Below are 18,190 nucleotides of genomic sequence, written 5' to 3'. Positions count from 1 at the left end.
CTACAGGTGCCCGCGACGATTCCGGGCATCACCGCTCGTAGCACCCGACCTAGCGCTTGTAGCTTGACGCCGCCTTGAAAAGCTATACTCGTCGGCTTTTCCGACTCAAAGCAGATCAGGTTCCCGCCTCGCATGGACAAGACCTACCAGCCGCACGCCATCGAAACTTCCTGGTACCAGACCTGGGAGTCCGAAAACTATTTCGCTCCGCAAGGCGCGGGCGACTCGTACACCATCATGATTCCGCCGCCGAACGTCACCGGCAGCCTGCACATGGGCCACGGTTTCAATAACGCGATCATGGACGCCCTGATCCGCTTCCGCCGCATGCAGGGTCGCAACACCCTGTGGCAGCCGGGCACCGACCACGCCGGTATCGCCACGCAGATGCTGGTGGAGCGCCAACTCGAAGCCTTGGGTCAAAGCCGTCACGATCTGGGTCGCGACAAATTTCTCGAAAAAGTCTGGGAATGGAAGGATCAGTCCGGTGGCAACATCAGCCGCCAGATCCGTCGCCTGGGCTCGTCGGTCGACTGGAGCCGCGAGCGCTTCACGATGGACGACGGCTTGTCCGAAGCCGTTAAGGAAGCCTTCGTGCGCCTGCACGAAGACGGCCTGATCTACCGTGGCAAGCGGCTGGTCAACTGGGACACCAAGCTGCACACCGCAATCTCCGACCTCGAAGTGGAAAACCACGACGAGAAAGGCCACCTGTGGAACCTACGCTACCCGTTGGCCGATGGCGCGAAGACCGCTGAAGGTCTGGACTATCTGATCGTCGCGACGACCCGCCCGGAAACCATGCTCGGTGATGCGGCCGTTGCGGTGAACCCGAACGATGAGCGCTACGAGGCGCTGATCGGCCAGTTCGTTGAGCTGCCGCTGGTAGGCCGTCGCATCCCGATCATCGCGGACGACTATTGCGACCCTGAGTTCGGCACCGGCTGCGTGAAGATCACCCCGGCCCACGACTTCAACGACTACGAAGTCGGCAAGCGACACAACCTGCCGCTGCTGAACATCTTCGACAAGAACGCTGCCGTTCTGCCCGCTGCCCAGGTATTCAACCTCGACGGCACGCTGAACGACACCGTCGATGGCACCCTCCCCGCCGAATACGCCGGCCTCGACCGCTTCGAGGCGCGCAAGCAGATCGTGGCTGCGTTCGACGCTGCCGGCCTGTTGGTCAGCGTTGACGACCACGCCTTGAAAGTACCGAAGGGCGACCGCTCCGGGACCATCATCGAGCCGTGGCTGACGGATCAGTGGTACGTGTCGACCAAGCCGCTGGCCGAACCTGCCATCGCCGCCGTTGAAGATGGCCGCATCGCCTTCGTGCCCAAGCAATACGAAAATATGTATTTCTCCTGGATGCGCGACATCCAGGACTGGTGCATCAGCCGTCAGCTCTGGTGGGGTCACCGCATTCCGGCCTGGTACGACGAGTCCGGCAAGGTCTACGTCGGCCGCGACGAAGCCGAAGTCCGCGCCAAGCACAACCTCGGTCCTGATGTTGCCCTGCAGCAGGACAACGACGTGCTCGACACCTGGTTCAGTTCCGGCCTGTGGACGTTCTCCACCCTGGGCTGGCCGGAGCAGACCGATTTCCTGAAAACCTTCCACCCGACCGACGTGCTGGTTACCGGTTTCGACATCATTTTCTTCTGGGTCGCCCGGATGATCATGCTCACCATGCACTTGGTGAAGAATGAAGACGGCACGGCGCAGGTGCCGTTCAAGACCGTGTACGTTCACGGTCTGGTGCGAGATGGCCAAGGCCAGAAGATGTCCAAGTCCAAGGGCAACGTCCTTGATCCCCTGGACATCATCGACGGCATCGAGCTTGAAGCCCTGGTGCAGAAACGCACCTCCGGCATGATGCAGCCCAAGCTGGCCAAGAAGATCGAGAAGCAGACCCGCGACGAATTCGCCGACGGCATCGCCAGCTACGGCACCGATGCCCTGCGCTTCACCTTCTGCTCGCTGGCTTCCACGGGCCGTGACATCAAGTTCGACATGGGCCGCGTCGAAGGCTATCGCAACTTCTGCAACAAAATCTGGAACGCCGCGCGCTACGTCCTCGACAAGGGCGAGGACTGCGGTCAGAACGGCGAGGCGTTCGAGCTCTCGCTGCCGGATCGCTGGATCATCTCGCAGCTGCAACGCACTGAAGCCGAAGTAACCCGCCAGCTGGATCAGTTCCGTTTCGACCTCGCGGCGCAGGCGCTGTACGAGTTCATCTGGAACCAGTATTGCGACTGGTACCTGGAGCTGTCCAAGCCGGTTCTGTGGGACGAGACGGCGCCGATCGAGCGTCAGCGCGGCACCCGTCGCACGTTGGTGCGCGTGCTGGAAGTCGCACTGCGTCTGGCGCATCCGTTCATGCCCTTCATCACCGAAGAAATCTGGCAGCGCCTCGCGCCGCTGGCGGGCGTTGAAGGCAAGACCATCATGCTGCAACCGTGGCCGGTGGCGAATGAAGCGCGCATCGACGTCGCAGCAGAAGGCGACATCGAGTGGCTCAAGAGCCTGATGCTCGGCGTGCGCAATATCCGTGGCGAAATGAACATCGGCCCGGGCAAGCCGCTGCAGCTGTTCCTCAAGAACGTCAGCGCCGAAGACCAACGCCGCCTGAACGAGAACGAGCACCTGCTGAAGAAGCTGGCCAAGCTTGAATCGTTCACCGTGCTGGAAGCCGGCGCTGAGGCACCCCTGTCGGCGACCGCACTGGTCGGTGAGATGGAAGTGCTGGTGCCGATGGCCGGCCTGATCGACAAGGACGCCGAACTGGCGCGTCTGGACAAGGAAATCCAGCGTCTGCAGGGTGAAGTGCAGCGGGTGGGCGGCAAGCTGTCCAATGCCGCGTTCGTCGACAAGGCGCCGCCTGAGGTGATCGCCAAGGAACGCGCGAAGATGGCCGAAGCGGAACAGGCGCTGGGCAAACTGGCAGAGCAGCACGCGCGGATCGCGAGCCTGTAATCCGATCAAATCAGCCGGCCTGAATTGCAGGCCGGTTGACGACCATGACCCCTGTAGGGGGGGGGGGGGGGGGGGGGGGGGGGGGGGGGGGGGGGCACCCCCCCCCCCCCGCGCCCCCACACCCGCCCCCCCCCCCCCCCCCCCCCCCCCCCTACAGGGGTTGTGCTTTCATGAGAATGCATCACCGATGACCAGCCCCGACGCCCCCAAACCGCCACGCAATCCCCCGCGCAAGAAAGCCAAACCTGCTCAACAGGCCAAGCCTTCCACGCCACGCGAGAAAGCCACTCTGCACCCGCGCAACCGCCATCAAGGCCATTACGACTTTCCGCGCCTGATCAAAAGCAGCCCCGAACTGGGCACATTTGTGATCCTCAACCCCTATGGCAAAGAAAGCATCGATTTTGCCAACCCGGCAGCCGTGAGGATGTTCAACCGCGCCTTGCTTAAAGCGTTCTACGGCATTGCCCATTGGGATATTCCGGCGGACTACCTTTGCCCGCCAATCCCGGGACGGGCGGACTACCTGCACTTTCTCGCGGATCTGCTGGCGGAACGCAACGACGGGGTCATCCCGCGCGGGGCGTCCGTCACTGCGCTGGACATTGGCACCGGCGCCAACTGCATCTACCCGCTGATCGGTCAAGGCGAGTATGGCTGGTCGTTCCTGGGCTCGGACATCGACAAGGTCGCCCTTGCCTCGGCAACGACCATCGTCAAAGCCAACGGCTTGAGCAAGAGCATCAGCTTTCGGCATCAGACTGACCAAAAGCACATCCTGACCCACTTGCTGCAGCCCGATGAGCACTTCGACATCAGCGTGTGTAACCCGCCCTTCCACGCTTCCGCTGAGGAGGCGTTGAGCGGCAGCCAGCGCAAATGGCGAGCCCTTGGCAAGGCAGACCCCAAACGCAAATTGCCGGTGCTGAATTTCGGCGGTCAGGCGGCGGAGTTGTGGTGCGAAGGGGGCGAGGCGCGCTTTGTGACGCAGTTGATCAGCGAAAGTGCGCACGTCGCGAAACAGGTGCTGTGGTTCAGCACGCTGGTATCCAAAGCGTCGAATCTGCCGCTGATTCAGAGCGCGCTGAAAAAAGCCGGTGCGGTTGAAAGCCAGACGGTCGAAATGGGGCAAGGGCAGAAACAGAGTCGCTTCGTTGCCTGGACCTTCCAGGACAAGCCGCAGCAAGCCGCCTGGCGGGCAACGCGTTGGGTTTCACCGCGCTAGGTCGCCGACGACCGAAGCGATAACCGAATCGCAGGCACAAAAAAACCGTGTCCGGATCGCTCCGTCACACGGTTTCCTCAACCAAGCAGCGTTTTCGCTTACTTGTTGACCGAGTCAGTCAGTACTTTGGCTGGTACGAACTTGACCACTTTCTTGGCGGCGATTTCGATGGCTGCGCCAGTCGAAGGGTTGCGGCCAGTGCGTGCTGGACGCTCGGTGACTTTCAGTTTGCCGATGCCTGGCAGAGTGATTTCACTACCGTTTTCCAGTTGGTCAGCGACGATTTGACCCAATTGGTCGAGAGCGTTGCGCGCGGTGGTTTTCGGCGCGTCGATTGCTTCTGCGATATCGGCGATCAATTGGTCTTTAGTCAGAGCCATGGTGGTGTTCCTTCCCTATCAAATTCGAATGGTTTGCAGAGTGTGGTACAGACGCGAAATGTAGATACTGTAAACGGCCTTTGGTTCGGCCGAACGCCCACAAACTGCACGCCTGGCGCGCTTGGGCGCTCAGGACCGGGCAAAACTAGCACAGCGCAACGCAAATATCCGCCCCTACCTACCCATTTGGTCAGCTTTATCGCCCGAGAGGCGTAAAAAAGTCATATTAATGGGCTCAGGTCAGCGTTTTCGGCCCTTCCAGAGCGTTCCGCCCCCCGTCTGCGGTACACTTGCCGACTTTCGCACGGGCCTGGTCTGGTCCCGTTCAGTTCCACTTCAGCCGCCGAGAATTCCATGCCGATCCGTCACGCCATCGTCCACCTGATCGACAAAAAACCTGACGGCACGCCCGCCGTGCTCCATGCCCGGGACTCGGAACTCGCCGAATCGCAGGCCATCGAGAACATGCTGGCGGACCTTAACGAGAGCTATAACGCCAAACAGGGCAAGGCCTGGGGTTTATTCCATGCCGAATCCGGCGCGCACCCGTTCAGTGGCTGGCTGAAGGTATACCTGGATCAAGGCAAGGATTTCACCCAGTTCAGCCGCATCGCGGTCGAGCATCTGCAGAAGCTGATGGAAGAGTCGAACCTGTCGGTCGGCGGCCACGTACTGTTTGCGCATTATCAACAAGGCATGACCGAGTACCTGGCAATCGCGTTGCTGCACCACAGCGAAGGCGTGGCGGTAAACGAGGCGCTGGACGTGACGCCGTCGCGGCATCTGGACCTGGGTCAACTGCACCTTGCGGCCCGTATCAATATTTCCGAGTGGCAGAACAACAAAGCGTCCAAGCAGTACATCTCGTTCATCAAAGGCAAGAACGGCAAGAAGGTTTCCGAGTACTTCCGCGACTTCATCGGCTGCCAGGAAGGCGTCGACGGACCGGGCGAGACCCGCACCCTGCTCAAGGCTTTCAGTGATTTTGTCGAGAGCGAAGACCTCCCGGAAGAATCGACCCGCGAGAAAACCAAGGCGCTGGTCGACTACGCGAGCAGCCAGAGCAAAATGGGCGAGCCCATCGCCCTGGAAGAGTTGTCGGGCCTGATCGACGAGGATCGCCCGCGGGCTTTCTACGATCACATCCGCAACAAGGATTACGGCCTGTCGCCCGAGATCCCGGCCGATAAGCGCACGCTCAATCAGTTCCGTCGCTTCACTGGCCGCGCCGAAGGTCTGTCGATCAGCTTTGAAGCGCACCTGCTGGGCGACAAGATTGAGTACGACGAAGAGAAAGGCACGCTGATCATCAAAGGGCTGCCCACTCAGTTGACCGATCAGCTCAAACGCCGCTGACCCCTGCCGAGGAGCCGAGACCCACATGTTCGTTCGTACCCTGAAGAAGTGCTTGCTCGTCATGCTGGTGGTGGTCGTCTACCAGAACTGGGGCAAAATCGAAAACCTGGTTCACCCCTCCTCCGCGTTGTCGGAGCAGGCGCAGGCCAATGCGAAGGTGACGTTGTACGCCACGGACTGGTGTGGCTACTGCAAACAGACCCGGCGCTTTCTCGACAGCCAGGGCATTCGCTACACCGAGTACGATATCGAGAAAGACGCCGCAGGGCGCAAAGCCTATGAAGCACTGGGTGGCCGCGGCATTCCCCTGATCGACGTGAATGGCACGTTGATCAGGGGGTTTAGCGAAGAGCAGATTCTGGCTGCGCTCAATTAGAGGATGTCTAAAGTCACGGGTAAAGACCGACCACTTGGTCTGCCTGTCGGTATTCAAAGCGTTGCGCAGCCGGTGCCGTAAAGCTCAGTCGTAATATGGGCACGCTCTTGTTGGTCGCGGCCATTTTTCTCTGAAAACTTTGTGCAATTGTCAGGCCGTTAGCTTTTTGAGCATCATAGAAGAAAGCTACGATCCACCGACGGGTCTTCTCGTTCAAATTAGCAATCCCGGCTGATGTAGGACCTCCGTTATGAAGCATTACCTCGTTCCATCCGGCCTGTCCGGCGAAACCGTTGTGTGAAGCGATCATGTTAGCCCAGCCATATTGGCTATCAGCATTCCAGGAACACTGCGCATAGTTAACTTGCCCCGCAGAACGAAAGTAAGCATCCCTCTGCGCAGAGGTTCTGTAACCAAGGCGGTTATCGCAACTCCCCCAAGAGTTATATACATCAGGGCTTCCCAACCCGGTCCCCTCAAAATTGCAACCAAAATAATTCCTGCTCATAACTCTCGTTGTCCATGCATCGAATGGATAAACACATTTAACCATTGTATTAGTCAAGCCTGTATGGGTGGGGTAAGTAATACCGGGGACGGCACTGCCTAATACATCTGCCGGGCTGAGCACGATAAATCCGGCAGGCTTATAAAATTGCGTAGTGGTTAAGTCATGCCTTATCCAAGAGTACGACGTTGCCTGGAGTTGGGCCGCCAGCGAACTGGATTCCCACGGATTGAAATTTCCGTCATCGGTTGTCCGCAGTAAAACACCTGTACAGAAGTAATATCCACGCGTCTTTCCCGTTCCATATTCCGTACACGACGTCGTATTTTCGTTGTAGTTTTTGTTAATTAACGCCGTGATTCCTGGCCCATCGCTCAGGGCCGTCTGAACAGACGCCCGGGGCTCCGAGAAGGTTCTGCCGCGGCCGTCCGGGGGAGCGGGATAATCATTGCTGACCTGAGAAGTGCAGCCGACTAAAAGGGAAAGCGCGAGGGCGGGAACAGCAGTCATCCATCTCATGTGATTCTCCGAAACATCGGTAACTATGGAGCAACTCGAAAATCGAGGCGTGACGCTCGGGAATACGCGCGGTCACTGAATGCATAAATGGCAACGTTTCCAGCACCATCAACCAGGCTTTCCGCCCGCATCTTTTTTCTTGGTGACTCCGCGGCGTCTTACTTCACTGCTCACAGCGTCATCATAGATACCCGACATCTGACTCAATAGATTGTATGGCGATAGAAGCAATCGCGAGTTGCTATATCCTTTCTGAAGTAGATGAATTGTACCGTGCAACGGTTCCGAAGGGCCTTAGTCTATTTTGCGATTTAGACGGAAGCTGCATATTGCGACAATTGACGGAAGCTTCTGCATTCGAAATAACAATCGAGCCTTACAATTTCCGATAGCGATTAAAACACTGAATCTGCAACCCCCCGTGGGGACAGCCTCTCAACGCACGGCCTTACTTGTTTTGACAAAAGCGTCATACACCTCTTAATTCTAAACAGGGCCTGCTCCGGTGAGACGGACTGCATGCATATCTCGGTCTGTCGACTAAGGACGCATGCCCGCGCTCCACTACCTGGACTGCCAATTCGCCAAAAGGATTCCGGCCATGATCCGTCAATTGAAGATTCGCTATTTATTAATGCTCACGCTGATACTGAGCGCTTGCTCCAATCAGCCCCTTCCCCCGATGGAGCCACCACCGCCTGCGCCATCAACAACACAGGCGCCGGCCTATGCTCCCCGCGCACAGTTGCAGAAACCCGAGCAAGTTCTCGCCGACGTTAATAAAAACTACAAAGAAACCATCACGGATTGCCGTGAATACGGCACCAACAAACCACGTGGCCATTATTATTGCAGCGGCGTAACGTTGCGGACCGTGGACGACGGTAATTTCAATCCCTGGATGTACAGCTCAAACGCCCTGGCGATAGGCGCGACTTCTTATTCATGGCTACGCAGAGGCGTGATTCAGACCCGGTTGTACCATCCTGCAGGGTTTATCCTGCGCAACCGCATTGATGCCATTGCATACGGTCTGCCGGGGCTGGAATCCGGCTTTATCTGTCTGTATCCCTATGACGCGTCGACGTCGACCGCCAACGGCCATAAGGGCTGCGGCTACCGGGGCAAGCAGTACCCGCCCAGCGCACCAGCGAAGCCTGACGATGATAATTCTGCTTACGCGTGGGGTTCTTGCGAAGGGATGAACATCACCACCGCAACCCAATGGGATCAACATTTTCAAAGCGTTGGCCTGCAGACATACAGGCAGTGTTCCTGGAACATCGACAGTCAGCACGGCTGGAACAACATGATTGCCTCCAGAGACGACTTCCCTCAGCTCCAGTCGATCTGGAACGAAATACTGCTCAACAATTTGGGCGATGGCGGGCAGATGCCAAAGTACATCGCCGCCTATTTTTATGACGTGAGCAAGGCGGGAGGGCTGGCCGCCGCCCGAAACTTTCAGGTGAAGATGAATAACGCCGGCTACAACGTGCCAATCCTGCGGCTGAACTTCGCCAATGCCGGCGGGGATATCTTCAGCTACAGCGCTGCGGACCCGGCCGTTGCACAGTAGCTGACCGACCCCGGCTCATGAATGACGAGCCGGGGTCTGTTTTCAGGCGGCTTTAATCTGAAAACCAACGCGCGGGAAGTGCACATGCACGGTACCCGCGCGTTCGTCTTCACGACGCAGGATGATCTCTTCGCGCCCGCTGAACACCAACTCTCCCGCCACCGCGTCAACGCCGTAATCCACGGCAGACACGGTGACCTGCTGGCCGACGGTAAAACCGTTGGGGTCGCTGAAATCTTCGTCAGGCACCGACGCCGGGGTAGCCGCACGCGCGATTTCAACGGCATCGCCCGAACTCAACTCGCTCGGCGCACCATGGCCGAATCCAATAACGCGCTCGTACCAGCTCAACACCGCCGGGTAGGCGTCCACGAGCGGGGATGTGACAGGCGTTTGCTTCAGGAACCACAGGGTGTGGGCCACCGAGAAATCGGCAATCGAGGGCGCGCCCAAGAGGAAATCACCGTTGCGCTCCAGCTGGGTTTCCAGACGCGCCATCAGCGTCGGCCATTGATGCTGAGCCACTTCCAGCGGCACGCGATTGGCGCTGCCGCCATCGAACAGCGTGGCGCGGTCGGCAACGAATGCCTTCACAGCCTCAGGCGGGACTTTGGCGAAACGCACAGCGAGGGAGGCCGGCTGAAACACCAGGCTGACAGCGTGCAGGAACAGCACCGAATCCGCCCAGGCCGCGAGGCTGGCCGCCGTGAACTCCTGACCTTCGGGATAAAAGGTCGGCGAAGACTTTTCCTGCTCCAGCCGGCGCGCGATCAACGCGGTGTCGCAGTAGATATCGGCGCCCACTTGCAGAACCGGGGTCTTGCGATAGCCGCCGGTGAGGGGCATGAGGTCGGGCTTTGGCATGATCGATGGGATGTTGACCGAGCGCCATGACAGGCCTTTGAAGCCCAGCATCAACCGGGCTTTTTCGGCGAACAGGGACGTCGGGTAATGGTGCAGGATAAGTTCTGACATTGCGCTCGAGGCCTCTTCTAGGGAGCGCTGAGCCTAATGCCTCTATGCGGGTGCGTCGAGTGACGACACTGCCAATTTAGACACTCGCGATAACCGTAGTCAGCGTTATCGCAAGATGATCCAAGGAACTACTCACCGATAGGACTGGAGACGCCTAGGCTTTGGTTATCACCATGGAAGGAATAACCAAATGAAAATCCTCATAACAGCCCTGATCGTCAGCTCACTGGTTACAGGCTGCCAATCCGCCACTCCGCAAAGCCCTGCACGCCTTGAGACGCACGCGTCTTATGCGGCGCAAGGAAAACAATCGTCTGAGGCTTTGGTGGCCTCTCTTAACCGCCAGTACAACGACATCAACGAGGACTGCAGAGAAATCGGCACCGATCTTCGTCGTGGTCATTACTACTGCAGTGGATTAATCGTAAGGGGGACTACAGACGGCGACTACTTGCCCTGGACACATAGTCCGAATTCGATGAATCGAGGCGCGACGTCGTTTTCCTGGATACGCCGGGACGCCCACCCTAAGTGGTCCGTGATGCGTCAAGCTGGCTTCATACTGCGCAACGCGGTAGAAGGTCATCGTCTGGGCTTGCCAGGTTACGACGCTGGCTTCATCTGCCTGTTTCCAAAAGACGCAGGTACCGGACAGAATGTGAGGCACAATGGGTGTGTACCGAGGGAACCGGGGAATGGGGTGCATCGCGTCTATCCGCAGCCTAAGGCGACCCATAAGAATAGTGAATACGCGTGGGGCTCATGCGAAAGCTTCGGCATTACTACGCTAGAAGGATGGATTGCCTATACCGGCGACATGCAGTTCTCCAGTTCGACGCAGTGTTCCTGGAATGCAGATAGCCAGAAAGGATGGCGTAACTCGATCGCCATGCAGGAACACTACCCTTTATGGGATATTGCCTGGAATGAACTACTGATGGCCACCGTGGATGATGGGTATGGCCTGAAAGACCTGATCTCTGCGGTTTTCGTCGACTCAGTCGACTCAGCTCATTACGATAGCGGCATCGAAACGGCGCGAAACTTTCAGTGAAAGCTTGTTGCCAACGGTAGCTATGCGCCGATCGTGCGCATGGACCTTAGCTCAGAGCAGCCATTTTCGTACCATCAAGAAGATCAAGTCATTGCGCGGTGAAGGATGGCTGACCGCCGCTTGGCCCACTGCAGACCAGTATTTCCTTGGCGCTTTTACGCAGCTTTTTGATCAGGCGCTCCTGCCGCAACGCGTCGCCTTTGTCGCGACAGGCCTCGACGTAAACCAGCGCCACCGCCGGGCTGGAGCTGAAGAAACGCGCGCCTTTGCCGCTCTGATGTTGAGCGAATCGGCGCTGGGGGTCATTGCTGATACCGCAGTACAAAGAACCGTTGGCCGCGCGCACCAAGTACACGAACCAGGATTTGACCGGCACGGCTTCGGGCACAGGTGCGGTGGCGATTTCGGCGTCAGACATGCAGGACCGTGGCGCATTAGCGAGGGGAGCGGATTTTAACAAAGCGTCAGCGACTGGCCTGAAAAGCCTTCAGCCCTTTCTGGCCCTGTGCACGGATGGCATTTTGCACAAACGGCGCCCAGCCCAGCAATGCACCTCGCGTACCGAGGGCCTGACGCGCCCAGCGCCACAGATCGAACTGATCGTGGTGTTCGCAGATCTTGCCGTCGCGAAAAGCAAACCGCGCCTGGATGTCGTTGACCACCGTGCGGCCGGTCTGGCTGAACAGATAGGTCGCGACCCAGTGGGCAGCGCCCGTCGTGGCGTCGGCACGGACGTGATCGAACACCACCGAAAAGTCACGGGCGCGGGACGTCAGCATGCGCCACATGTCGCCGGCATCCCGCCCGTGCAACTCGCCAAACACCGGGTCGGAAAACACCACGTCTTCGCTGTAGCACGCGGCCATCGCCTCGGCGTCCAGACGACTGAACGCCTCGTAGAAGCGCGTGATCAGCGCGCTGTTGTGTTCGCTGTTAAAGGTCTCGCTCATGGGAACGCCGTCCGTGGAAATTGAATGCCTGCACGATAAGCGGCCGCAGCGCGTTTTGCCACGGGCATTCGCAGGGGAAATGCCGGCCCTCAGACTTTCTCGCTGGTGACGCCCACGTACAGGGCGCGCCCGGCGCCAAGGCCAGCGATGATCGCGGCGATGCCGATGATGCCGAAGATCCAGCCCACCGAGTCCCAGTTGCCGGTCCAGTCATGCACGACGCCCACCGCGAAAGGCCCGAGCGACGCCAGGGTGTAGCCGAAGCCCTGGGCCATGCTCGACAGGTTCGCGGCGACGTGGGAGTCCCGCGAACGCAACACGATCAGGGTCAGCGCCAGGCTGAACGTCCCGCCCTGGCCCAGCCCAAGCACGATGGCCCAAGCACGATGGCCCAGGCCCACAATTGCTCAAGCGGCGCATACAGACAGCCGAACAGACCGGCCAGGGTCAGCAGCATCACCAGCACAATCGCGACCCGCTGATCCTTGCCTCGCGTTGCGAGCCATGGCGCGGTCAGCGAGCTGACCAGTTGCACCATGATCGAACCGGACAACAGCAGCCCGGCTTCAGTGGCAGTCAGTCCGCGCCCGATGAGGATCGACGGCAGCCAGCCAAACACGATGTAGGCCAGCGACGATTGCAGCCCCATATAAAGGGTGACTTGCCAGGCCAGAGGATCGCGGCGCAAACCGCGCACCCGGTAGGCCACCTGATGCTGACCATGACGCTGACGCGTTTGCGGCCACCAGAAGATCGCGGCGAGAATCGCCGGCACGATCCAGAAGCCCAGGCCTAAGGTCCAATCGCTGCCATTGCCGTTACCCAGCGCCTCGCTCAACGGAACCGTTGAACCCGCCGCAACGGCAGCGCCCAGGCACAGCGCCATGGTGTACACGCCCGTCATGGCGCCGGCCTGTTTGGCGAAGTCGCGTTTGACGATGCCGGGCAGCAATACCCCGATGATACCAATGCTGGCCCCGGCCATGATGCTGCCCGCAAACAGACCGAACTCGCCGAGCGAGCTGCGCAGAACGATCCCGCACGCCAGGGTCAGCAGAATGCCGAGTACCACGCGCTCGCTGCCGAACCGTCGCGCAAGAATCGGCGCAAGCGGTGCAAACAGGCCCAGACACAACACCGGCAGCGTGGTTAGCAAACCGGCCGTGGCCGCAGAAAGCCCCAGGCTTCGTGACACTTCGCTCAATAATGGCGCCATGCTCGACAACGCCGGACGCAGGTTCAGCGCCACCAGCACCAGGCCCAACAACAGGAACCACGGGCGCTTCAGGACGGGGTGTAGCTGCTGAACTTGCTCGTCATCGGCTTCTGCATCAATCAGCAGCTGGTCGATGTCGTGAGGGGTCGAAGCATTGGAACGGGAACTGCTCGCCGTCGGCGCCTTGGTCGTCATGGGATTCTCGTGGGGGGCAGGAGGATGTAACAGCGCATTGCGCAAAGCAGTAATCCTGTTGGAGATCGGCAGAGAACACAAGTTTTACGGGGATTGGGTACAGTTTTGCGGTGTCGTAAGCCCACGCGCCTCAAACATGATGACGCCGCTGATCTATCTGCCAGCAATCTCCCACAAAGTAAAAAACCCGGGCACTTGGGCCCGGGCTCTTTGTGTAGCGGCGACTGACTCAGTGCAGAATCTGACTCAGGAACAGGCGCGTACGATCACTCTGCGGATTATCGAAGAAATCGTTTGGCGCGGCTTGTTCGACGATTTCGCCTTTGTCCATGAAGATCACGCGGTTGGCCACGGTGCGGGCGAAGCCCATTTCGTGGGTCACGCAGAGCATGGTCATGCCCTCTTCCGCCAGGCCGACCATGGTGTCGAGCACTTCTTTCACCATCTCCGGGTCGAGGGCCGAAGTCGGCTCGTCGAACAGCATGATCTTCGGCTTCATGCACAGCGCGCGGGCGATCGCCACACGCTGTTGCTGACCGCCGGAGAGCTGACCCGGGTATTTGTGGGCCTGCTCCGGAATACGCACGCGCTCCAGATAATGCATGGCAATTTCTTCGGCCTTGCGCTTGGGCATCTTGCGCACCCACATCGGCGCCAGCGTGCAGTTCTGCAGGATGGTCAGGTGCGGGAACAGGTTGAAGTGCTGGAACACCATGCCGACTTCGCGACGAATCGTCTCGATCTGCTTCAAGTCCGAGGTCAACTCGGTGCCATCGACCACGATGCGACCCTGCTGGTGTTCTTCCAGACGATTGAGGCAGCGAATGGTCGTCGACTTGCCCGAACCCGACGGACCGCACAACACGATGCGCTCGCCCTGACGCACGTTCAGGTTGATGTCTTTCAACACGTGGAACTGGCCGTACCACTTGTGCACGCCCTCCATCCGGATCATGCCTTCGGCGCCCAGAGGCTTACTGATAGCTTCACTCATCACAAAACTCCTAACGCTTGTGGCCTGTGTCCAACTTACGCTCCAAATGCATGGAGTAGCGGGACATGCCGAAACAGAAGATCCAGAACACTAGGGCCGCGAACACGTAACCCTCGGTCGCCATGCCAAGCCACTTGGGGTCGGCGGCAGCTTGTTTGACGCTGTTGAGCAGGTCGAACAGGCCGATGATGATCACAAGGCTCGTGTCCTTGAACAACGCGATCACGGTGTTGACCAGACCGGGAATGACCAGCTTCAAGGCCTGCGGCAGAATCACCAGCCCCATGCGCCGCCAGTAACCGAGGCCCATGGCCGCAGCCGCTTCGTACTGACCTTTCGGAATGGCCTGCATACCGCCTCGAACCACCTCGGCCACGTACGCCGACTGGAACAGGATCACGCCGATCAGTGCGCGCAGCAGTTTGTCGAAGTTCATGCCTTCAGGCAGGAACAACGGCAGCATCACCGACGACATGAACAGCACAGTGATCAGTGGAACGCCTCGCCAGAACTCGATGAACGTCACGCACATCACGCGGATGGCCGGCATTTCGGAGCGACGCCCCAAGGCCAGCACCACACCCAGCGGCAACGCGCCGGCGATACCCACCGTGGCGATCACCAGGGTCAGCATCAAGCCGCCCCACTGGCTGGTGGCGACCTGATCCAGGCCGAACACGCCGCCATGCAGCAGAAAGTAGGCAATGATCGGGTAGATGAACAGAAACGAGAGGCCATAGATCGCCTTGCGCGGCATCACTTTGATGAACAGCGGCGCAACGCCGATGATCGCCAGCCAGACGGTCAGATCAACCCTCCAGCGCAGTGCCTGCGGGTAGTAGCCGTACATGAACTGGCCGAAGCGCTGTTCGATGAACACCCAGCAGGCGCCGGCCTTGGTGCAGTCGGCGCGCGTGGTGCCGACCCAGTTGGCATCGAAGATGGCCCAGCTCAGCAGCGGTGGAACAACCAGCCAGATCAGGTAGATCGCGAACAGGGTCAACAGCGTGTTGATCCAGCTCGAGAACAGGTTCTGGCGCATCCATGCCACCGGGCCGAAGACTTTGCTCGGCGGTGGCATGTCGGGTTTGAAAGTATGGGATGTCATGCGCGTTTCCTCACCGCTCGATCAGCGCAATGCGCTTGTTGTACCAGTTCATCAGCAGGGAAATGCTGATACTGATCGCCAGGTACACGCTCATGGTGATGGCAATGACTTCGATGGCCTGACCGGTCTGGTTGAGCACGGTACCGGCGAACAGCGAAACCATTTCCGGGTAACCGATACCGGCGGCCAGCGACGAGTTCTTCGCCAGGTTCAGGTATTGGCTGGTCAATGGCGGGATGATCACCCGCAGCGCCTGGGGGATGATGACCTTGCGCAGCGTCGGGCCTGGACGCAGGCCCAGCGAACGTGCCGCTTCGGTCTGGCCATGGCTCACGGACTTGATGCCCGAGCGCACGATTTCGGCGATGAATGCCGCCGTGTAAACCGTCAGCGCCAGCGTCAGCGCCAGCAGTTCAGGGATCAACACCCAGCCGCCCACGAAGTTGAAGCCTTTCAGCTCAGGCAGTTCCCAATGCACCGGTGCACCGAAGACCAGCGCGCAGAGCGCAGGAATCACGATGAACAGCGCAAGGCCCGCCCAGAACTTGTGAAACGGCACGCCCGTGGCTTCGAAGCGCTTGTTCGCCCAGCGCGTCATGAACACGATGGCGACAATGGCCAGTACCACGCTGACCACGAACGGCCACGCCGCATCGGTGGCAATCGCGGCCGGCATGTTCAGGCCACGGCTGCTGACGAAGAACGAACCGAGAAACCCGTGGGCCGCCCGCGGACCCGGCAGGGTCAGGAACACCGCGAAGTACCAGAACAGGATCTGCAACAGCGGCGGAATGTTACGGAAGACTTCAACGTAAACCGTTGCCAGTTTGTTGATGATCCAGTTGTTGGACAAACGCGCGACGCCGACGATGAAGCCCAGCAGGGTCGCGAGGATCACGCCGATGAACGTCACCAGCAGCGTGTTGAGCAAACCGATCAGGAAAACCCGCGCATAGGTGTCCGACTCCGTGAACGGAATCAGGTGCTGCGCGATGCCGAAGCCGGCACTGTTTTCAAGGAAACCGAAACCTGAGGTGATACCCCGGTGTTGCAGGTTGGTCTGGGTGTTATCGAACAGATACCAACCCATCGCGACTACGGCGACAACTGTAATTATCTGAAATAGCCACGCACGCACTTTAGGGTCGCTGAGGCTGAGCCTCTGCTTGGGTGCGCTGATTTGATTTTGCATGGAGTGCCCCGGAAGAAATGCAACAAAGCGCCCGGCTACGATTTACGCAGCCGGGCGCAGGTCAATCAACGCACTGGTGGTGCGTATTGAATGCCGCCAGCGTTCCACAGAGCGTTCTGACCGCGAGCAATCTCCAGAGGAGTGCCTGCGCCCAGGTTCTTCTCGAACATTTCGCCGTAGTTACCGACTTGCTTGACGACCTGCACGACCCAGTCTTTCTTCAGCTTCAGCTGAGTACCGTAGTCGCCGTCGGCACCCAGCAAGCGGGCCACGTCAGGGTTCTTGGTCGACTTGGCTTCGGCTTCAACGTTTTTCGAGGTGACGCCTGCTTCTTCCGCGTTCAGCAGCGCGTAGCCGACCCAGCGAACGATGGTGCTGAAGTCTTCATCGCCACGGGCGACAACCGGGCCCAGCGGTTCTTTGGAGATGGTTTCAGGCAGAACGACGTAGTCCTTCGGCGAGGCCAGCTTGGAGCGCTGTGCGTAGAGCTGGGATTTGTCGGAGGTCAGTACGTCGCAACGACCGGATTCCAGCGACTTGGCGCTTTCGTCGGAGGTGTCGAACGTGATCGGGGTGTACTTGAGGTTGTTGGCGCGGAAGTAGTCCGACACGTTCAGCTCAGTGGTGGTACCGGCTTGAATACAGATCGTCGCGCCGTCCAGTTCCTTGGCACTTTTCACGCCCAGCTTGCTGTTGGCCAGGAAGCCAACGCCGTCGTAATAAGTGACGAAGCCCGGGAACACCAGACCCATGCTCGCGTCGCGGGAGCTGGTCCAGGTGGTGTTACGCGACAGGATGTCGATTTCGCCGGACTGCAGCGCAGTGAAACGCTCTTTGGCGTTCAGCTGGCTGAATTTGACCTTGGTCGCGTCGCCAAACACTGCGGCAGCAACAGCGCGGCAGAAGTCGGCGTCGATGCCCTGGATCTTGCCGCTTGCGTCCGGAACCGAGAAGCCTGGCAGACCGTCACTGACGCCGCACTGAATAAAGCCCTTCTTCTGAATGGCGTCCAGCTTGGCACCCGCTTGAGCGAACCCGGTCAGACCGAGCGCTGCAGCGGCGGCCACTACAGCCAGGGTGGATTTCAACATCTTCATTCGAACCTCCAGTTTGCTCTTTGTTGTGTAGGAGCCTCAGCCCCGTCGCACCCTTGTGAGGCATTCATGACCCGTGCTGGCTTGTTTTTGGGTCATGCGACGTTGAACCCGTTTACCGCCACCGACGCCAGGCATCTGGTCATCGCGTGTTCGGCATGTGACGAGCCCAGCAGACTGAAGCCCCATGATGTCCTTGAACCCCGAGGTTCAAAGCGAATCGTGCCGGGAATCCTGTTCGATGATTCCTTGCTGCCTCTGACGCAACACTCGGCTGTCTGCTTGATAGCCTATTAGTGTTACCGCCCGAGGTGAGCGCCTTCACTCCGCGGGTTGTGTAGCAAAGCCCGTACCACCATGCTGGCAATGTCGAATTAGCGACAGGTCAAGATCAAAACTTGTAACCTTGCGACATCTTTCAAACGCCGCCAACAGCCCGACGCACCGCCTTAAAGCGCTGCGCCGACGGCATCGCACACTAATGGAGCAC

At 59.2% G+C, this 18,190-nt stretch carries 15 protein-coding genes and 1 pseudogene; 6 read left to right on the top strand and 10 right to left on the bottom strand.

Going from position 1 to position 18,190, the window contains the following annotated elements:
• Positions 1-132 precede the first annotated feature (132 nt).
• Together SLW74_RS06675 and rlmF are read left to right on the top strand one after the other, a co-directional pair.
• Positions 133-2,979, top strand: a complete 2,847-nt coding sequence (locus SLW74_RS06675) for a valine--tRNA ligase (protein WP_410928440.1) — start codon at positions 133-135, stop codon at positions 2,977-2,979.
• 187 nt (positions 2,980-3,166) lie between these two features.
• Entirely contained in the window at positions 3,167-4,204 is a 1,038-nt protein-coding gene (rlmF, locus tag SLW74_RS06670) for a 23S rRNA (adenine(1618)-N(6))-methyltransferase RlmF (protein ID WP_410928439.1), read from the top strand.
• A 98-nt stretch (positions 4,205-4,302) separates the two neighbouring features.
• On the opposite strand, the gene SLW74_RS06665 is transcribed toward rlmF, so the two are convergent.
• Positions 4,303-4,584: an HU family DNA-binding protein gene (locus SLW74_RS06665; RefSeq protein ID WP_037014905.1), complete on the bottom strand. Its 282-nt coding sequence runs from the start codon at positions 4,582-4,584 to the stop codon at positions 4,303-4,305.
• Positions 4,585-4,938: 354 nt separating this feature from the next.
• On the opposite strand from SLW74_RS06665, the gene yejK reads away from it, so the two are divergent.
• The gene (gene yejK / locus SLW74_RS06660; protein ID WP_410928438.1) at positions 4,939-5,940 is read left to right on the top strand and encodes a nucleoid-associated protein YejK; all 1,002 of its coding nucleotides are present in this window, start codon (positions 4,939-4,941) and stop codon (positions 5,938-5,940) included.
• A 25-nt stretch (positions 5,941-5,965) separates the two neighbouring features.
• Positions 5,966-6,316, top strand: coding sequence for a glutaredoxin family protein (locus SLW74_RS06655; protein ID WP_410928437.1), 351 nt, complete (start codon positions 5,966-5,968; stop codon positions 6,314-6,316).
• Positions 6,317-6,329: 13 nt separating this feature from the next.
• On the opposite strand, the gene SLW74_RS06650 is transcribed toward SLW74_RS06655, so the two are convergent.
• Positions 6,330-7,343: a hypothetical protein gene (locus SLW74_RS06650; RefSeq protein WP_410928436.1), complete on the bottom strand. Its 1,014-nt coding sequence runs from the start codon at positions 7,341-7,343 to the stop codon at positions 6,330-6,332.
• A gap of 601 nt (positions 7,344-7,944) precedes the next feature.
• On the opposite strand from SLW74_RS06650, the gene SLW74_RS06645 reads away from it, so the two are divergent.
• Positions 7,945-8,922, top strand: a complete 978-nt coding sequence (locus SLW74_RS06645; RefSeq protein WP_410928435.1) for a hypothetical protein — start codon at positions 7,945-7,947, stop codon at positions 8,920-8,922.
• A gap of 42 nt (positions 8,923-8,964) precedes the next feature.
• Here SLW74_RS06645 and SLW74_RS06640 read toward each other — a convergent pair whose 3' ends face one another.
• A complete protein-coding gene (locus tag SLW74_RS06640) occupies positions 8,965-9,897 on the bottom strand; it encodes a glutathione S-transferase family protein (RefSeq protein WP_410928434.1) in 933 nt (310 codons plus the stop codon).
• A gap of 190 nt (positions 9,898-10,087) precedes the next feature.
• Here SLW74_RS06640 and SLW74_RS06635 point away from each other — a divergent pair, with 190 nt between their 5' ends.
• Positions 10,088-10,951 carry a hypothetical protein gene (locus SLW74_RS06635; RefSeq protein WP_410928433.1) on the top strand — a complete coding sequence of 288 codons (864 nt, stop codon included), beginning with the start codon at positions 10,088-10,090 and terminating at the stop codon, positions 10,949-10,951.
• 88 nt (positions 10,952-11,039) lie between these two features.
• On the opposite strand, the gene SLW74_RS06630 is transcribed toward SLW74_RS06635, so the two are convergent.
• The 7 genes and pseudogenes from SLW74_RS06630 to SLW74_RS06600 form a co-directional block, all read right to left on the bottom strand.
• Positions 11,040-11,369 (bottom strand): GIY-YIG nuclease family protein, encoded by a 330-nt coding sequence (locus SLW74_RS06630; protein WP_065991980.1) that lies wholly within the window; start codon positions 11,367-11,369, stop codon positions 11,040-11,042.
• Between the two features lie 46 nt (positions 11,370-11,415).
• A complete protein-coding gene (locus SLW74_RS06625; RefSeq protein WP_410928432.1) occupies positions 11,416-11,901 on the bottom strand; it encodes a nuclear transport factor 2 family protein in 486 nt (161 codons plus the stop codon).
• A gap of 89 nt (positions 11,902-11,990) precedes the next feature.
• A pseudogene (locus tag SLW74_RS06620) lies at positions 11,991-13,312 on the bottom strand (CynX/NimT family MFS transporter).
• 229 nt (positions 13,313-13,541) lie between these two features.
• Complete coding sequence (locus tag SLW74_RS06615) at positions 13,542-14,306, bottom strand: amino acid ABC transporter ATP-binding protein (protein WP_037014923.1); 765 nt, start codon at positions 14,304-14,306, stop codon at positions 13,542-13,544.
• A gap of 10 nt (positions 14,307-14,316) precedes the next feature.
• Positions 14,317-15,414, bottom strand: a complete 1,098-nt coding sequence (locus SLW74_RS06610) for an amino acid ABC transporter permease (protein WP_192132659.1) — start codon at positions 15,412-15,414, stop codon at positions 14,317-14,319.
• A gap of 10 nt (positions 15,415-15,424) precedes the next feature.
• Positions 15,425-16,606 carry an amino acid ABC transporter permease gene (locus tag SLW74_RS06605; RefSeq protein WP_410928431.1) on the bottom strand — a complete coding sequence of 394 codons (1,182 nt, stop codon included), beginning with the start codon at positions 16,604-16,606 and terminating at the stop codon, positions 15,425-15,427.
• Positions 16,607-16,671: 65 nt separating this feature from the next.
• On the bottom strand, positions 16,672-17,703 hold the full coding sequence (locus SLW74_RS06600; RefSeq protein WP_065991973.1) for an amino acid ABC transporter substrate-binding protein: 1,032 nt from the start codon (positions 17,701-17,703) through the stop codon (positions 16,672-16,674).
• Positions 17,704-18,190: the final 487 nt, after the last annotated feature.

The sequence above is a fragment of the Pseudomonas sp. W5-36 genome (assembly GCF_046540455.1).
Classification (GTDB): domain Bacteria; phylum Pseudomonadota; class Gammaproteobacteria; order Pseudomonadales; family Pseudomonadaceae; genus Aquipseudomonas; species Aquipseudomonas graminis_B.
This window is presented reverse-complemented; position numbering and strand designations above follow the sequence as displayed.

Excerpts from the sequence above, each read along its gene's own strand:
- SLW74_RS06610 (WP_192132659.1), bottom strand. The coding sequence starts at position 15,414 with ATGACATCCCATACTTTCAAACCCGACATGCCACCGCCGAGCAAAGTC.
- SLW74_RS06625 (WP_410928432.1), bottom strand. The coding sequence starts at position 11,901 with ATGAGCGAGACCTTTAACAGCGAACACAACAGCGCGCTGATCACGCGC.
- SLW74_RS06665 (WP_037014905.1), bottom strand. The coding sequence starts at position 4,584 with ATGGCTCTGACTAAAGACCAATTGATCGCCGATATCGCAGAAGCAATC.
- SLW74_RS06630 (WP_065991980.1), bottom strand. The coding sequence starts at position 11,369 with ATGTCTGACGCCGAAATCGCCACCGCACCTGTGCCCGAAGCCGTGCCG.
- yejK (WP_410928438.1), top strand. The coding sequence starts at position 4,939 with ATGCCGATCCGTCACGCCATCGTCCACCTGATCGACAAAAAACCTGAC.
- SLW74_RS06640 (WP_410928434.1), bottom strand. The coding sequence starts at position 9,897 with ATGTCAGAACTTATCCTGCACCATTACCCGACGTCCCTGTTCGCCGAA.
- SLW74_RS06635 (WP_410928433.1), top strand. The coding sequence starts at position 10,088 with ATGAAAATCCTCATAACAGCCCTGATCGTCAGCTCACTGGTTACAGGC.
- SLW74_RS06650 (WP_410928436.1), bottom strand. The coding sequence starts at position 7,343 with ATGAGATGGATGACTGCTGTTCCCGCCCTCGCGCTTTCCCTTTTAGTC.
- SLW74_RS06645 (WP_410928435.1), top strand. The coding sequence starts at position 7,945 with ATGATCCGTCAATTGAAGATTCGCTATTTATTAATGCTCACGCTGATA.
- rlmF (WP_410928439.1), top strand. The coding sequence starts at position 3,167 with ATGACCAGCCCCGACGCCCCCAAACCGCCACGCAATCCCCCGCGCAAG.
- SLW74_RS06605 (WP_410928431.1), bottom strand. The coding sequence starts at position 16,606 with ATGCAAAATCAAATCAGCGCACCCAAGCAGAGGCTCAGCCTCAGCGAC.
- SLW74_RS06655 (WP_410928437.1), top strand. The coding sequence starts at position 5,966 with ATGTTCGTTCGTACCCTGAAGAAGTGCTTGCTCGTCATGCTGGTGGTG.
- SLW74_RS06615 (WP_037014923.1), bottom strand. The coding sequence starts at position 14,306 with ATGAGTGAAGCTATCAGTAAGCCTCTGGGCGCCGAAGGCATGATCCGG.
- SLW74_RS06600 (WP_065991973.1), bottom strand. The coding sequence starts at position 17,703 with ATGAAGATGTTGAAATCCACCCTGGCTGTAGTGGCCGCCGCTGCAGCG.
- SLW74_RS06675 (WP_410928440.1), top strand. The coding sequence starts at position 133 with ATGGACAAGACCTACCAGCCGCACGCCATCGAAACTTCCTGGTACCAG.